The following is a 14,265-nucleotide window of genomic DNA, read 5'->3' on the forward strand; positions in this document are numbered from 1 at the left end:
CAGGCCCCGTAGCAAGGTCGGGACCCTGAGCGAACTGGGAACCAACATGAGATCGCCTGCCGCCCAAGAGACGCGGACCGCGCCCACGGGCACCTCGTACGACCCCGCGCAGTACCGACCCGGCAAGACCATCACCGACTGGGAGCCGGAGAACGAGCTCTTCTGGAAGTCCACCGGCAAGAAGGTCGCCGCCCGCAACCTGTGGATCGCGGTCCCCGCGCTGCTGGTCGCCTTCGTCGTCTGGCAGGTGTGGTCGGTCACCGCGACCAACCTCAAGGACGTCGGCTTCGGCTTCTCCACCTCTCAGCTGTTCTGGCTGACGGCCGTCCCGGGCCTGACGGGCGGCACGGCCCGGATCTTCTACACGTTCCTCGGCCCGATGATCGGCCAGCGCCGGTTCACCGCGCTCTCCACGATCGTCCTGGTCATCCCGCTGATCTGGCTCGGCATCGCGGTCCAGAACCCCGACACCTCGTACGGCGTGATGATCGCCATCGCGGCCCTCTGCGGCATCGGCGGCGCCAACTTCGCCTCGTCCCTCGCCAACATCGGCTTCTTCTTCCCCAAGAAGGACAAGGGCAACGCGACCGGCATCAACGGCGGCCTCGGCAACCTCGGCGTCTCCGTCGTCCAGCTGCTCACCCCGATCGTCATCACCAGCTCGGTCATCGCGGTCGGCTCGGCCCAGCACAAGGCCGACGGCACACCGGTCTGGCTGCAGAACGCCGCGTTCCTGTGGGTGCCGGTCCTGGTCATCCTGGCCGTCATCGCCTGGTTCGGCCAGAACGACCTGAAGGTCGCCTCGACCCCCTTCAGCCAGCAGAAGATCATCTTCAAGCGCAAGCACAACTGGCTGATGACCTGGCTCTACGTCGGCACCTTCGGTTCCTTCATCGGCTTCGCCGCGGCCCTGCCGATGCTGATCAAGACGACCTTCACCCCGATCGACGCGGCCTACTCCGCGGCCACGTACGCCTGGATGGGCCCGGCCGTGGGCGCGCTCGCCCGGTGGGCCGGCGGCTGGATCGCCGACAAGATCGGCGGCGCGCGGGTCACCATCATCTCGTTCGTCGGCATGGCGCTCTCGATCATCGGCGTCATCAACTTCCTCCCCGCCGGCGGCGACAACGGCAATTTCTGGGGCTTCTTCGGCTGCTTCCTCCTGGCGTTCTTCTTCTCCGGCATCGGCAACGGCTCGACGTTCCGCCAGATCCCGGTGATCTTCCGCAACCAGCACCTGAAGGGCCTGACCGAGGGCACGCCCGAGTACGCGAAGGCGCTGAAGCAGTCGGAGATGGAGGCGGGCGCCGTCACCGGCTTCACCTCCGCCATCGCCGCGTACGGCTTCTTCTTCATTCCGGCGATGTTCGCCAACTTCGCGGTGACCAGCGCGATGTGGGGCTTCGTGGGCTTCTACGCGAGCTGCGTCGCGGTCGCCTGGTGGTTCTACGCCCGCAAGGGCGCGGAGTCGCCGAGCTGACGCCCTGGACGGCGTGAGCCGCGTGGACCGGGTGGACCGAGTGTGGGAGCACTCGGTCCACCCTCTTTTTCCGCCCCGTCCGTGCCGGTACCACAGGATTTCCCGGAAATTCTTGTGAATGCATTCACAAGCGAACTTGGGTCCAAAGTCCCACAAGGAAGACCAGGTCGGAAGGTGTTCTCGATGCTTTCCCCGGTCAGGAAAGGGACCTCCGGTCCCCGATCGAGGACCATTGCGGGCCCCCTGATCGATCAAACAGGAGTGGAATGGAGGCGTAGCGAAGAAGCGATACGGAAGGTGCGGGTCATGACTGCCACTCCTGCGGAAACGACAGTGAACGGCGAGGCCTGGGACGGCTTCAAGGGCGGTCTGTGGCGGGACGCCATCGACGTCCGCGACTTTGTGCAGCAGAACTACACCCCGTACGAGGGCGACGACTCCTTCCTGGCCGGCGCGACCGAGCGCACCACCCAGGTCTGGCAGAAGCTCCTCTCGATGTTCCCCACGGAGATCGAGCGCGGCATCTACGACGTGGACGCGCAGACCCCCTCGCGCATCGACGCCTTCAAGCCCGGCTACATCGACGGCGCCGTCGCCGACCACAAGGACCTCATCGTCGGCCTGCAGACCGACGCCCCCCTCAAGCGCGCCATCATGCCCAACGGCGGCTGGCGGATGGTCGAAGGCGCCCTCAACGCCTACGGGTACGAGGCCGACCCCGAGGTCAGGGACGTCTACACGCACCTGCGCAAGACCCACAACGAAGGTGTCTTCGACGCCTACACGCCCGAGATCCGCGCCTGTCGCTCCTCCGGCATCATCACCGGCCTGCCCGACGCCTACGGCCGCGGCCGCATCATCGGCGACTACCGCCGTGTCGCCCTCTACGGCGTCGACCGGCTCATCGCCGCGAAGGAGGCCGACAAGGCCGCCCTCGGCGAGGAGTGGGCGACCGAGGAGGTCATCCGCGGCCGCGAGGAGATCTCCGAGCAGATCAAGGCCCTGGGGGAACTGAAGTCCATGGCGATGTCGTACGGCTACGACATCGCGCGGCCCGCCACCACCGGCCGCGAGGCCATCCAGTGGCTGTACTTCGCCTACCTCGCCGCCGTGAAGGAGCAGAACGGCGCGGCCATGTCGATCGGCCGCATCGACAACTTCCTCGACATCTACCTCCAGCGCGACATCGAGGCCGGCCTCATCACCGAGACCGAGGCCCAGGAGTTCATCGACGACTTCGTCATCAAGCTCCGCATCGTCCGCTTCCTGCGCACCCCCGAGTACAACGAGCTCTACTCCGGCGACCCGACCTGGGTCACCTGGTCGATGGCCGGCATCGGCGAGGACGGCCGCCCGCTGGTCTCGCGCACCACCTTCCGCGCCCTGCAGACCCTCTACAACCTCGGCCCGGCCCCCGAGCCGAACCTCACGGTCTTCTGGTCGCGGCAGCTGCCCCAGGGCTTCAAGGAGTTCGCCTCCAAGGTCGCCATCGACACCTCGGCCATCCAGTTCGAGTCCGACGAGCTGATGCGTCCCAAGTACGGCGACGACACCGCGATCGCCTGCTGCGTCTCCGCGATGGCCGTCGGCAAGCAGATGCAGTTCTTCGGGGCCCGCGTCAACGTGGCCAAGGCGCTGCTCTACGCGATCAACGGCGGCCGCGACGAGAAGTCCGGCAAGACCGTCGTACAGGGCTTCACGCCCATCGAGGGCGACTACCTGGACTACCCGACCGTGGCGCGGCAGTACGACGCGATGCTCGACTGGCTGGCCAAGACGTACGTCCACGCGCTCAACGTCATCCACTACATGCACGACAAGTACGCCTACGAGCGCATCGAGATGGCGCTGCACGACCAGGAGATCCTGCGCACCATGGCGTGCGGCATCGCGGGCCTCTCCGTCGCCGTCGATTCGCTCTCGGCGATCAAGCACGCCAAGGTCAAGGTCGTCCGCGACGAGACGGGCCTCGCCGTCGACTACGAGATCGAGGGCGACTACCCGGCCTACGGCAACAACGACGACCGTGCCGACGACATCGCCCGGCGCATCGTGCACGACTTCATGGAGAAGGTCCGCAAGCACCCCACCTACCGCGACGCGGTGCACACCCAGTCGGTGCTGACCATCACCTCGAACGTCGTCTACGGCAAGAAGACGGGCAACACCCCCGACGGCCGCCGCGCGGGCGAGCCGTTCGCCCCCGGGGCCAACCCGATGAACGGACGCGACGAGCACGGCTACATCGCCTCCGCGATGTCGGTCGCCAAGCTCGACTACGACGACGCCGAGGACGGCATCTCGCTGACCAACACCATCACTCCGGACGCGCTCGGCCGCACCCCCGAGGAGCGGATCACCAACCTCGCCGGTGTCCTGGACGGCTTCATGGCCGGCGAGGGCTTCCACATGAACGTCAACGTGCTCAACAAGGCGACCCTTCAGGACGCCATGGAGCACCCGGAGAACTACCCGCAGCTGACCATCCGGGTCTCCGGATACGCGGTCAACTTCATCCGGCTCACCCGCGACCAGCAGCTCGACGTCATCAACCGCACCTTCCACGGCTCCCTCTGAGCCACCGGCTCCCCACCGGGAGCCGCCCCCGATCCGCGGCCCCGGGGCCGGGCCCTCACCCCGGCCCCGGGAGCCGCGCACACCACGTCCTGTCAGCAGCTCGGGAGATCCACCATGGCTGTCCTGCTCGGAACCGACATCCCCGTACGCCCCCACGTGGTCGACGAGGACGCGGCCACCCCCGCGGCGGCCGCCACCCACCGCCCCGTCACCGGTTCGATCCACTCCTGGGACCTGTCCACCGGTGTCGACGGGCCGGGGTCGCGCTTCGTCACGTTCCTCTCGGGATGTCCGCTGACCTGCCTGTACTGCCACAACCCCGACACCTGGCGGATGCGCGACGGCAAACGGACCACCGCCGACGACGTGATCGCGGAGGCCGCCAAGTACACCAAGTTCATCTCCGCGGCCGGGGGAGGAGCCACCGTCAGCGGCGGCGAGCCCCTCCTGCAGCCCGTCTTCACCGGCGAGCTCCTGCACCGCCTCAAGAGGGAGCTCGGCCTGCACACGGCGCTCGACACGTCCGGCTTCCTCGGCACCCGTGCCACCGACGCCCTGCTCCGCGACGTCGACCTGGTCCTGCTCGACATCAAGTCCTGGGACCCCGAGACCTACCAGAAGGTCACCGGTCGCCCCCTCGCCCCCACCCTCGACTTCGCGCACCGGCTGGCCGGCCTCGGCCAGGAGGCCTGGGTGCGCTTCGTCCTCGTCCCCGGCCTGACCGACGACCCGGCGAACATCGAGGGCGTCGCCCGCTTCGCCGCCTCGCTCGGCAACATCTCCCGCGTCGACGTGCTGCCCTTCCACAAGCTGGGCGAGGCGAAGTGGGACGCGCTCGGCAAGGACTTCACGCTGCGCGACACCCCCTCGCCCACCCCGGAGCAGGTGGCCGCGGCCAAGGCGATCTTCGAGGCTCAGGGCCTCAAGGCCGTCTGAGACCCGGCCGACGTACCCTGGAGACATGAGCACCGCCCCCGCCCCCGAACCGCGTGATCCGCAGAAGCCGGAGGACGCGAAGGCCCCGAAGAAGCCGGGCAACGCGCTGGTCTTCGACGATCCGCTGTCGCAGCAGTCCTCGGACGACACGGACCGAGGATGGGGCGAGCGGGCCGACGCGGGCCGCGACAGCGCCGCCGACCTGGCGCGCTTCCTCGACGAGAAGCCGCCCCACCACCTCTGAGCCCGCGACGGGCGCCGAGCCCGGCAGGACCGCGCTACTCCTCGCGGTGCCCCGATCCGCGCTGCGCCACCAGGGCGTCGCGGATCTCCTTGAGCACCTCCAGCTCGGAAATCTCCATGACCTCCTGGGTGCCCTCCTTCTCCGCCTTCTTGGCGGCCACCCGCGCCAGGTACTTGGCCATGGGCAGCACCATCAGGAAGTACACGACGGCCGCGGTGATCACGAAGCTGAGGACCGCGCTGAGCACGCTTCCCCACATGATCGGGATGCCCTTGACGACCTCGCCCGCGTCGTTCGTCTCGCAAGGCGACTTCAGGCACGAGCTGTAGTGGTCGAGGTCCTTCGTCCCGAAGGCGCCGACGAGGGGGTTGATGACACCCTTCACCACTGAGTTCACGATGTTCGTGAACGCGGCGCCGATGACCACCGCGACCGCCAGGTCGACGACATTGCCGCGCATCAGGAAGGCCTTGAAGCCCTCCCAGAGACCCGGTTCGTTCTTCTCGCTCACCACGAGGCCTTTCGTTGCATGTGCGGGTTGCTGAACAAACAACTTCGCAACCTACGTGAGGCCATGGCGGACCTGTCCAATTGACGCACACCAAAGAGCTACTTGACAGTTTGTCAGTGCGATCGTGAACGTTCCGCTTCAGTGAGCTGACCGGGGCCGGCGGGTTCGGCGGCTGCGGCGGTTTCATCGCAGCGTCACCGCCAGACGCGTATCCGCCCCGGCCCCGGCCAGCCGGGCCGCCGTGTCCCGCGGTACGGAAAGGATCACCAGGGCGCCGCTCTCGGCGGGACCTTCCGTCGGCTCGGGCACCTCGGCCACCCGCACCCCGGAAGCCACCACGCGCGGTTCCGCGCCGTCCGCGCGGGAGCCCTCGGCGGCGATCACGTCGATCCGGTCGCCGGGGCGCAGCAGACGTACGGCGTCGGCGTCGGCGATCCGTACCGGCGCCGTCACCGTCGGCCGCCCTGCGGCGGCCCCGAAGGGCCGCCGGTCGTGGGCCGGCTCCGCCGCGGCCGTGATCCCCGGCGGCCGGTCGGCCTCGCGCGGGGCCGTGGTCGCGAGGACGGCGGCGGTGATCGCGAGCCCCGCGGCCAGGGCCCGCTGTCTGTGCCGCAGGAGCCGGCGCAGGTGCGGATGCCCGCCGTGTACCCGCACGGGGGTGAAGTGGGGGACCGGGCAGCCGTCTGCCGGTCGGGTCCGGGGAAGGTTCTGGGGAGAGAGGGGAGGGACATGGGTCACGACAACCACCGCCTGCGGTGCGAGGAGCTCGGCTTCCGCTCTCACGATGCGGGTCCGCGCCGATTCCCGCCGACGCCCGTGGACTACTCGCCGGTTGTGGACAACTCCCTCACCCGAAGGGAGAGTTCCGCGGGCACGGCGGCCGAGGCGACTGCCGCTGCGACCACCGCCGCCGCGGCAACGCCCGCCAGGGCCACCGCCGCACGACCGCCGAGGACGCGGTCATGTCCGCCGGGTCCACCGCCGCCACGACCACCGCGGACGCGGCTACGGCAGCCGAATCCCCGGCTCCATCCCGCCCAGCGCCCCCGCACACAGGCACTCCCGTCCGCCACCGTCCGCCGGCAGCCCCGCCACCGCGTCGAACAGCACGCCCCGCAGCCGGTCCACATTGGCGGCGAAGACCCGCAGGACCTCGTCGTGCGAGACGCCCTCGCCGGTTTCCGCGCCCGCGTCCAGGTCCGTGACCAGGGCCAACGACGTGTAGCAGAGCTCCAGTTCACGGGCGAGCGCCGCCTCGGGGTGGCCGGTCATGCCCACCACCGACCAGCCCTGTGCCGCGTACCAGCGCGACTCCGCACGGGTCGAGAAGCGCGGTCCCTCGATCACCGCGAGCGTCCCGCCGTCGACCGGCTCCCAGTCGCGGCCGCGGGCGGCCTTCAGCGCCACGCCACGTCCCACGGGGCAGTAGGGGTCGGCGAGCGAGACGTGCATGACGTTCGGCACGCTGCCGTCGGGCAGCGGCACCCCGTCGTAGTACGTCTGCGCGCGGGTACGCGTGCGGTCCACGAGCTGGTCGGGCACCAGCAGTGTCCCGGGCCCGTACTCGGGGCGCAGTCCGCCGACCGCGCAGGGTCCGAGCACCTGCCGTACGCCGACGGAACGCAACGCCCAGAGGTTGGCGCGGTAGTTGATGCGGTGCGGCGGCAGATGGTGGCCGCGGCCGTGCCGGGGCAGGAAGGCCACCCGCCGGCCGGCGATCTCACCGAGGAAGAGGGAGTCGCTCGGCGCTCCGTAGGGGGTGTCGACCGGCACCTCGGTCACGTCGTCGAGGAAGGAGTAGAAGCCGGAGCCGCCGATCACGCCGATCCCGGCCCGCGCGGCGTTCGCCTGGTTCACCATGGCCCGCACAGTAGCCGGACGGGGATACGCCGACGACCCCGCCGTCGCGGGACGGCGGGGTCACCCGGAAGAGCGTGCTGGAGTCCTACGCGGCCGAGCTCGACGACGTGGACGTCGAGGAGGAGCCGGACGACTTGGAGTCCGAGGACGAGGAGGACGACGTCTTCGAGCTCGAGGAGTCCGTGGACGTCGAGGACGAGGAGTCCGACGACGAAGCGGACTTCGACGAGGCGTTCGCCGGCGTACTGCTGGACGACGAGCCGCGGCTGTCGTTGCGGTAGAAGCCGGAGCCCTTGAAGACGATGCCGACGGCCGAGAACACCTTCTTGAGGCGTCCGTTGCAGCTCGGGCACACGGTCAGGGCGTCATCGGTGAACTTCTGCACCGCCTCGAGGCCCTCGCCGCATTCGGTGCACTGGTACTGGTACGTCGGCACTTGCTTCCTCCTGGCACTCTCACTCGATGAGTGCTAACGACGGTCCATAGTGACGTATTCCGCGAGATCAGTCCACCGTCACCGGCACGCGGTGACCGACGCCACGCGCCACGGTGCGGCCGGAGACCGGGGGAACGAGCCGCGAGCGCAGTGTCACGAGGACCGCGAGGGCCAGTGCGGTGCCGCCCAGCGGGACCAGGAATCCGGCTCCGTCCCAGAAGCGGTCCTCCAGCTGTCCTGCGACCGTGACGGCCGCCGCCTGCCCGAGCGCGACCGCGCCGGTCAGCCAGGTGAAGGCCTCCGTGCGGCCGGTCGGCGCGACCAGCTTGTCGACCAGCGTGTAGCCGGTGATCAGCGCGGGCGCGATGCAGACGCCGACCAGGAGGCCGAGGCCGGCGAGCAGCGGCACGGAGTGCGCGGCCCAGAGTCCGGCGGCCATCAGGGTCAGTGCCGTGTACCCGACGAGGAGGCGTCGCTGGGGGGAGACCTTCCAGGCGATGGCACCGCAGACGACGCCGGAGAGCATGTTGCCGGCCGCGAAGGTGCCGTACAGGACACCGTTCAGGCCGGGCTCGCCGATCGACTCGGTGAAGGCGGCGAGCGAGACCTGCATGCCGCCGAAGACGGCGCCGATGCCGAGGAACGTGACGATGAGGACCCGGATGCCGGGGACGCGCAGGGCGGAGACGTGCTCCACGCGTGCGTGCTCGTCGTGGTGCGAGGAGGGCTTGGGCTGGGTGCTCTTCTGCGCGGCGAACAGCAGGCCGCCCACCAGGGTGAGTCCGGCCTCGGTGAGGAGACCGGCGGCGGGGTCGATGGTGGTGCACAGCGCGGTCGCGAAGAGCGGGCCGAGGACGAAGGTCAGCTCGTCGGTGACCGACTCGAAGGCGGCCGCGGTGGTGGCCAGGGGGGAGTCCTGGAGCTTGACGCCCCAGCGGGCCCGCACCATGGGGCCGATCTGCGGAGTCGACGCGCCGGCGGGCACGGCCGCTACGAAGAGCGCCCACAAGGGGGCGTCGGAGAGTGCGAGCACCGTCAGCGTGACGACGGACGCGGAGTGGACCAGGATGCCGGGCGTCAGTACGGCGCGCTGTCCGAAGCGGTCGGCGAGCTTGCCGCTGAAGGGGGCGAAGAGCGCCATGGAGACGCCCGTGACGGCGGAGACGGCGCCCGCGGCACCGTACGAGCCGGTGGTGTGCTGCACCAGCAGGACGATGGAGATGGTCAGCATCGCGAACGGCTGGCGCGCCGCGAAGCCGGGGAGCAGGAAGGTCCAGGCGCGAGGGGTGCGCAGGAGCTGTCCGTAACCCGGGCGGGATTCGGTGACCGTGGATGCCACGGCCCGTGCCTTTCTGCCGCCTGGTAGCGCGCCCGTGCGGGGGCGCCGAGAGCTGTCCTCTTGCGCGGAACTGCGGTAGATGCCGGGCTCCACTGCGGGGGTGCCTCGACCGCCATACGGTCGCGCCAGCTCTGCTTCAGGCAGAGTTGGTTCGATCTGGTGCCTTCATCGTACAGGGGGAGGCCTCATTCGGCCCTGTGATTGCAGCCGATGAGACCCCCGCCACCTACGATTAGTGCTTTTCTCCGTCGGTTCCCAGCCAACTGGCGAGCTTTCCGCCGTGGCCGACCGCACGCAGCCGCTTCTCCGCGGCGTCCCGCACCGGATCGGTCGCCACCACCAGCAGCTCGTCGCCACGCCGCAGCACCGTGGTCGGCAGCGGCACGAAGGATTCGCCGTCGCGGACGACCAGCGTGACCGCGGACCCCGGTGGCAGTCGCAGCTCGGCGACCTCGACGCCGTGCATCCGCGAGCCCTTGGGGATGGCGACCGACAGGAGGTGGCCCTGGAGGCGCTCCAGGGGCGCGGACTCGATGCCGAGGTCGGCGGCCTCCGAGGAGTTGCCCAGCCGCAGTTTGCGGGCCAGCCAGGGCAGCGTGGGGCCCTGGATGAGGGTGTAGACGACGACGAGGACGAAGACGATGTTGAAGATCCGCTGGCTGTCGTCGACGCCGCTCACCATGGGGATGGTCGCCAGGATGATGGGCACCGCGCCACGCAGTCCGGCCCAGGACAGCAACGCCTTCTCCGACCAGGGCACGCGGAACGGCAGCAGGCTGATCACGACTTCCAGGGGCCGTGCCACCACCGTCAGGACCAGCCCGATGACGAGCGCGGGCCAGGTGTCGTCGAGCAGGTCGTGCGGCGTGACGAGCAGGCCGAGCAGGACGAACATGCCGATCTGGGCGAGCCAGCCGAGCCCTTCGGCGAAGCCGCGGGTGGCGGGCCAGTGCGGCAGCCTGGCGTTGCCGAGCACCATCGAGGCGAGGTAGACGGCGAGGAATCCACTGCCGTGAGCCATGGCCCCGGCGGCGTAGGCGGCGACCGCGATCGCCATGACGGCGATGGGGTAGAGACCGGAGGCGGGCAGGGCCACGTGCCGCAGCCCGTAGGCGCCCAGCCAGCCGACCGCGATGCCGATCGCGGCGCCGATCGCCAGCTCCAGGGCGATCGTGCCGAGCAGCACGTACCAGTCGTCCACCGGTCCCGCCGTGGAGAACGCCACGACGAGGATCACCACGGGGGCGTCGTTGAACCCCGACTCCGCTTCCAGGACACCCGTGATGCGGGAGGGGAGCGGCACCTTCCGCAGCACCGAGAAGACCGCGGCCGCGTCCGTCGAGGAGACCACCGCGCCGATGATCAGCGCCTGCCGCCACTCGAGCCCCACCAGGTAGTGGGCGCCCGCCGCCGTGATGCCGACGCTCACCGCGACGCCCACGGTCGAGAGCACGGCCGCCGCGGGCAGCGCGGGTCTGATCTCTTTCCACTTCGTCCCGAGACCGCCCTCGGCGAGGATCACGACCAGGGCGGCGTAGCCGATGACCTGCGTGAGCTCGGCGTTGTCGAAGTGGACGTCGCCGATGCCGTCCTGGCCCATGGCGATGCCGATGCCCAGGTACAGGAGCAGGCTGGGGAGCCCGCTGCGCGAGGAGATCCGGACCGCCGCCACCGCGACGAGCAGGACGAGTGAGCAGACGAGCAGGAGCTGGTTGAGGTGGTGGACAGTCAGGGGCCGTTCCTTCCTCCGTAAGGCCAGTACTTCGTTACCTTACCTAATCGTTAACGCGTTCTTGACGCCGTCGAATGACTATTCGATTTCGACGGGGTCGGGTTCCTGACTCCGCGTCCGGAGCCGCAACGCCCTGCGCCTATGGTTGCTCCAGCGCTCCCAGAGCCGCCCAGTCGACAGCACAGCCCGCCCTGCCGCTCGCGTAAGGACAGCAAGGACAGCGATGCCCTCCAACACCAACGCCTCTTCCGGTCATAAGTCCGGCAAGAAGAAGGGGCGCCGAGCCCGCCTTGTCGTGATCGTCCTGGTCCTGGCCATTGTCGGAGGCATCGGCTTCGGCGCGTACTGGAGCGTCAGCACCGTGCGCGCCTCCTTCCCGCAGACCAAGGGAACGATCAAGCTCGACGGGCTGGCCGGCCCGGTCGACGTGAAGCGGGACGGGAACGGCATCCCGCAGATCTACGCCGAGTCCGACGACGACCTCTTCATGGCCCAGGGTTTCGTCCAGGCGCAGGACCGCTTCTGGGAGATGGACGTTCGGCGTCACATGACCTCCGGGCGGCTCTCCGAGATGTTCGGCAAGGGCCAGGTCAAGACGGATGAGTTCCTGCGCACGCTCGGCTGGCACCGGGTGGCGAAGAAGGAGTACGACTCCAAGCTCTCGCCGCAGACGAAGAAGTACCTCCAGGCGTACGCCAAGGGGGTCAACGCCTACCTCGACGGCAAGGACGGCAAGGACATCTCCGTCGAGTACGCGGCGCTCGGCTTCGAGAACGACTACAAGCCCCAGCAGTGGACCCCCGTCGACTCCGTGGCCTGGCTCAAGGCCATGGCCTGGGACCTGCGCGGCAACATGCAGGACGAGATCGACCGCTCCCTGATGACGAGCCGCCTGGGCCCGTCGCAGATCAAGGACCTGTACCCGGAGTACCCCTACAAGCGGAACAAGCCGATCGTCCGGGAGGGCGCCTACAACAGCGCCACCAAGGAGTACGACCCCGAGGCCACCCCCACCCAGTCCGGGACGCCGGGGGCCGGCGGTACGGGGACCGGTACCGGGACGGGCACGGGGACCGGAACGGGTACTGGTACTGGTACTGGTACCGGAACGGGCACCGGCACCAGCACCGCAGGAACCAACGGCACCGCAGGAACCAACGGCACCGCGGGCTCCGGCCTCGCGGGCGGCACGCAGGCGCCTGACGGACTGACGTCGCAGCTCAACGGCGTGTCCGACGCCCTGGACGAGGTCCCTGCCATCCTCGGCCCGAACGGCAACGGCATCGGCTCGAACTCCTGGGTCGTCTCCGGCGAGCACACCATCACCGGCAAGCCGCTCCTCGCCAACGACCCGCACCTGGCCCCACAGCTGCCCTCGGTCTGGTACCAGATGGGCCTGCACTGCCGGTCGGTCTCGGCGAAGTGCCAGTACGACGTCTCGGGCTACACCTTCTCCGGCATGCCGGGCGTGGTCATCGGCCACAACAAGGACGTCGCCTGGGGCATGACGAACCTCGGCGCCGACGTCACGGACCTGTACCTGGAGAAGTTCACCGGGGACGGGTACCAGTACGGCGGCAAGGTGCTGCCCTTCCGCTCGCGCGAGGAGACCATCAAGGTCGCCGGCGGCAGTGAGAAGAAGATCACGGTCCGCGAGACCAACAACGGCCCGCTGATCTCCGACCGGGACGACGAACTGGTCAAGGTCGGCAAGAAGGCCGGCGTCGACGCGGCGGCACCCGACCGTGGTGACGGCTACGGAGTGGCGCTGCGCTGGACCGCGCTGTCGCCCGGCAAGTCCATGGACGCCGTCTTCGAGCTCAACAAGGCGAAGAACTTCACGGAATTCCGCAAGGCGGCCGCCTCCTTCGAGGTGCCCTCCCAGAACCTGATCTACGCCGACACCGACGGCAACATCGGCTACCAGGCGCCGGGCAGGATCCCCACCCGCGGCAAGGGCGACGGCTCGCTCCCCGCGCCGGGCTGGGACCCCGAGTACCGGTGGACCGGCTACATCCCGCAGGACGCGCTGCCCTACGAGTACAACCCCAAGCGCGGCTACATCGTCACCGCCAACCAGGCCGTGATCGACGACAGGGACAAGGCCGACTACCCGTACAAGCTCACCTCGGACTGGGGCTACGGAGCGCGCAGCCAGCGGATCGACGACCTCATCCAGTCGAAGATCAAGAACGGCGGCAAGATCTCCACCGAGGACATGCGCCTCATGCAGACGGACAACAGCAGCGAGATCGCCAAGCTGCTCGTGCCCAAGCTGCTGAAGATCGACGTCAAGGACAAGTACGTCCGCGAGGCGCAGAAGCTCCTCGAGGGCTGGGACTACACGCAGGACGCCGACTCGGCGGCCGCCGCGTACTTCAACTCGGTCTGGCGCAACATCCTCAAGCTGGCCTTCGGCAACAAGCTCCCCAAGGAGCTGCGCGTCAAGGGGCAGTGCCTGAACGTCGAGCCGGCCGGCAACACCGGGCCCGCCGACGAGGGCAAGAAGGTGCGCGAGTGCGGTCAGCGCGACGCGGACTCGGCCCAGCCGGACGGCGGCGACCGCTACTACGAAGTGGTCCGCAAGATCATCGATGACCAGTCCAACGACTGGTGGAAGGCGCCCGCCACCCGCACCGACGACGAGACCAAGACCCGCGACCAGCTCTTCAAGCGGGCCCTGGAGGACGCGCGCTGGGACCTGACGGCCAAGCTCGGCAAGGACGTCGACACCTGGAGCTGGGGCCGTCTGCACCGGCTGACGCTGAAGAACCAGACGCTGGGCACCGAAGGCCCCGGCTGGCTGCAGTTCGTGCTCAACCGCGGCCCCTGGAACCTCGGCGGCGGCGAGGCCGCGGTGAACGCGACCGGCTGGAACGCGGCGGGCGGCTACGGCGTGGTCTGGGTGCCGTCGATGCGGATGGTGGTGAACCTCAAGGACATGGACAAGTCCAAGTGGATCAACCTCACCGGCGCCTCGGGGCACGCGTACAACGACCACTACACCGACCAGACGGACAAGTGGGCCAAGGGCGAACTCCTGCCGTGGGCCTTCACGAACGACGCGGTCGAGAAGAGCACGAGCGACAAGCTGGTGCTGCGCCCCTGACGGTCGCGCACGGCACATCCTGAAAGGGCCCTCCACGCACG

The 14,265-nt window shown here is 69.1% G+C and carries 11 protein-coding genes; 5 read left to right on the plus strand and 6 right to left on the minus strand.

From position 1 onward, the window contains the following. Positions 1-46 precede the first annotated feature (46 nt). The 4 genes from ACZ592_RS19520 to ACZ592_RS19535 all read left to right on the plus strand — a co-directional run bounded on the left by ACZ592_RS19520 (position 47) and on the right by ACZ592_RS19535 (position 5,237). A complete protein-coding gene (locus tag ACZ592_RS19520) occupies positions 47-1,480 on the plus strand; it encodes a NarK family nitrate/nitrite MFS transporter (RefSeq protein ID WP_471582807.1) in 1,434 nt (477 codons plus the stop codon). Between the two features lie 306 nt (positions 1,481-1,786). Then, the gene (gene pflB / locus ACZ592_RS19525; RefSeq protein ID WP_471582808.1) at positions 1,787-4,057 is read left to right on the plus strand and encodes a formate C-acetyltransferase; all 2,271 of its coding nucleotides are present in this window, start codon (positions 1,787-1,789) and stop codon (positions 4,055-4,057) included. Between the two features lie 114 nt (positions 4,058-4,171). Beyond that, entirely contained in the window at positions 4,172-4,993 is an 822-nt protein-coding gene (gene pflA, locus ACZ592_RS19530) for a pyruvate formate-lyase-activating protein (protein WP_471582809.1), read from the plus strand. 25 nt (positions 4,994-5,018) lie between these two features. Then, entirely contained in the window at positions 5,019-5,237 is a 219-nt protein-coding gene (locus tag ACZ592_RS19535) for a hypothetical protein (protein WP_471582810.1), read from the plus strand. Between the two features lie 34 nt (positions 5,238-5,271). Here ACZ592_RS19535 and mscL read toward each other — a convergent pair whose 3' ends face one another. From mscL to ACZ592_RS19565, 6 genes are all read right to left on the minus strand, one after another. Continuing rightward, a complete protein-coding gene (mscL, locus tag ACZ592_RS19540; protein WP_471582811.1) occupies positions 5,272-5,751 on the minus strand; it encodes a large conductance mechanosensitive channel protein MscL in 480 nt (159 codons plus the stop codon). Positions 5,752-5,931: 180 nt separating this feature from the next. Next, positions 5,932-6,402: a hypothetical protein gene (locus tag ACZ592_RS19545; protein ID WP_471582812.1), complete on the minus strand. Its 471-nt coding sequence runs from the start codon at positions 6,400-6,402 to the stop codon at positions 5,932-5,934. A gap of 351 nt (positions 6,403-6,753) precedes the next feature. After that, complete coding sequence (locus ACZ592_RS19550; protein WP_471582813.1) at positions 6,754-7,608, minus strand: S-methyl-5'-thioadenosine phosphorylase; 855 nt, start codon at positions 7,606-7,608, stop codon at positions 6,754-6,756. 85 nt (positions 7,609-7,693) lie between these two features. Continuing rightward, a complete protein-coding gene (locus ACZ592_RS19555) occupies positions 7,694-8,044 on the minus strand; it encodes an FmdB family zinc ribbon protein (RefSeq protein ID WP_471582814.1) in 351 nt (116 codons plus the stop codon). A gap of 67 nt (positions 8,045-8,111) precedes the next feature. Then, on the minus strand, positions 8,112-9,383 hold the full coding sequence (locus ACZ592_RS19560) for an MFS transporter (protein ID WP_471582815.1): 1,272 nt from the start codon (positions 9,381-9,383) through the stop codon (positions 8,112-8,114). Positions 9,384-9,615: 232 nt separating this feature from the next. Beyond that, positions 9,616-11,142: a potassium/proton antiporter gene (locus tag ACZ592_RS19565; RefSeq protein WP_471583012.1), complete on the minus strand. Its 1,527-nt coding sequence runs from the start codon at positions 11,140-11,142 to the stop codon at positions 9,616-9,618. A 196-nt stretch (positions 11,143-11,338) separates the two neighbouring features. Between ACZ592_RS19565 and ACZ592_RS19570 the strand changes: the two genes are divergently transcribed. Further along, positions 11,339-14,224: a penicillin acylase family protein gene (locus tag ACZ592_RS19570; protein WP_471582816.1), complete on the plus strand. Its 2,886-nt coding sequence runs from the start codon at positions 11,339-11,341 to the stop codon at positions 14,222-14,224. Positions 14,225-14,265 lie beyond the last annotated feature (41 nt).

The organism is Streptomyces sp. NPDC040622, assembly GCF_055593965.1.

Bases quoted from the DNA above. Each gene is read 5' to 3' on its own strand.
- ACZ592_RS19520 (WP_471582807.1), top strand. From the start codon at position 47: ATGAGATCGCCTGCCGCCCAAGAGACGCGGACCGCGCCCACGGGCACC.
- pflB (WP_471582808.1), top strand. From the start codon at position 1,787: ATGACTGCCACTCCTGCGGAAACGACAGTGAACGGCGAGGCCTGGGAC.
- pflA (WP_471582809.1), top strand. From the start codon at position 4,172: ATGGCTGTCCTGCTCGGAACCGACATCCCCGTACGCCCCCACGTGGTC.
- ACZ592_RS19535 (WP_471582810.1), top strand. From the start codon at position 5,019: ATGAGCACCGCCCCCGCCCCCGAACCGCGTGATCCGCAGAAGCCGGAG.
- ACZ592_RS19550 (WP_471582813.1), bottom strand. From the start codon at position 7,608: ATGGTGAACCAGGCGAACGCCGCGCGGGCCGGGATCGGCGTGATCGGC.
- ACZ592_RS19570 (WP_471582816.1), top strand. From the start codon at position 11,339: ATGCCCTCCAACACCAACGCCTCTTCCGGTCATAAGTCCGGCAAGAAG.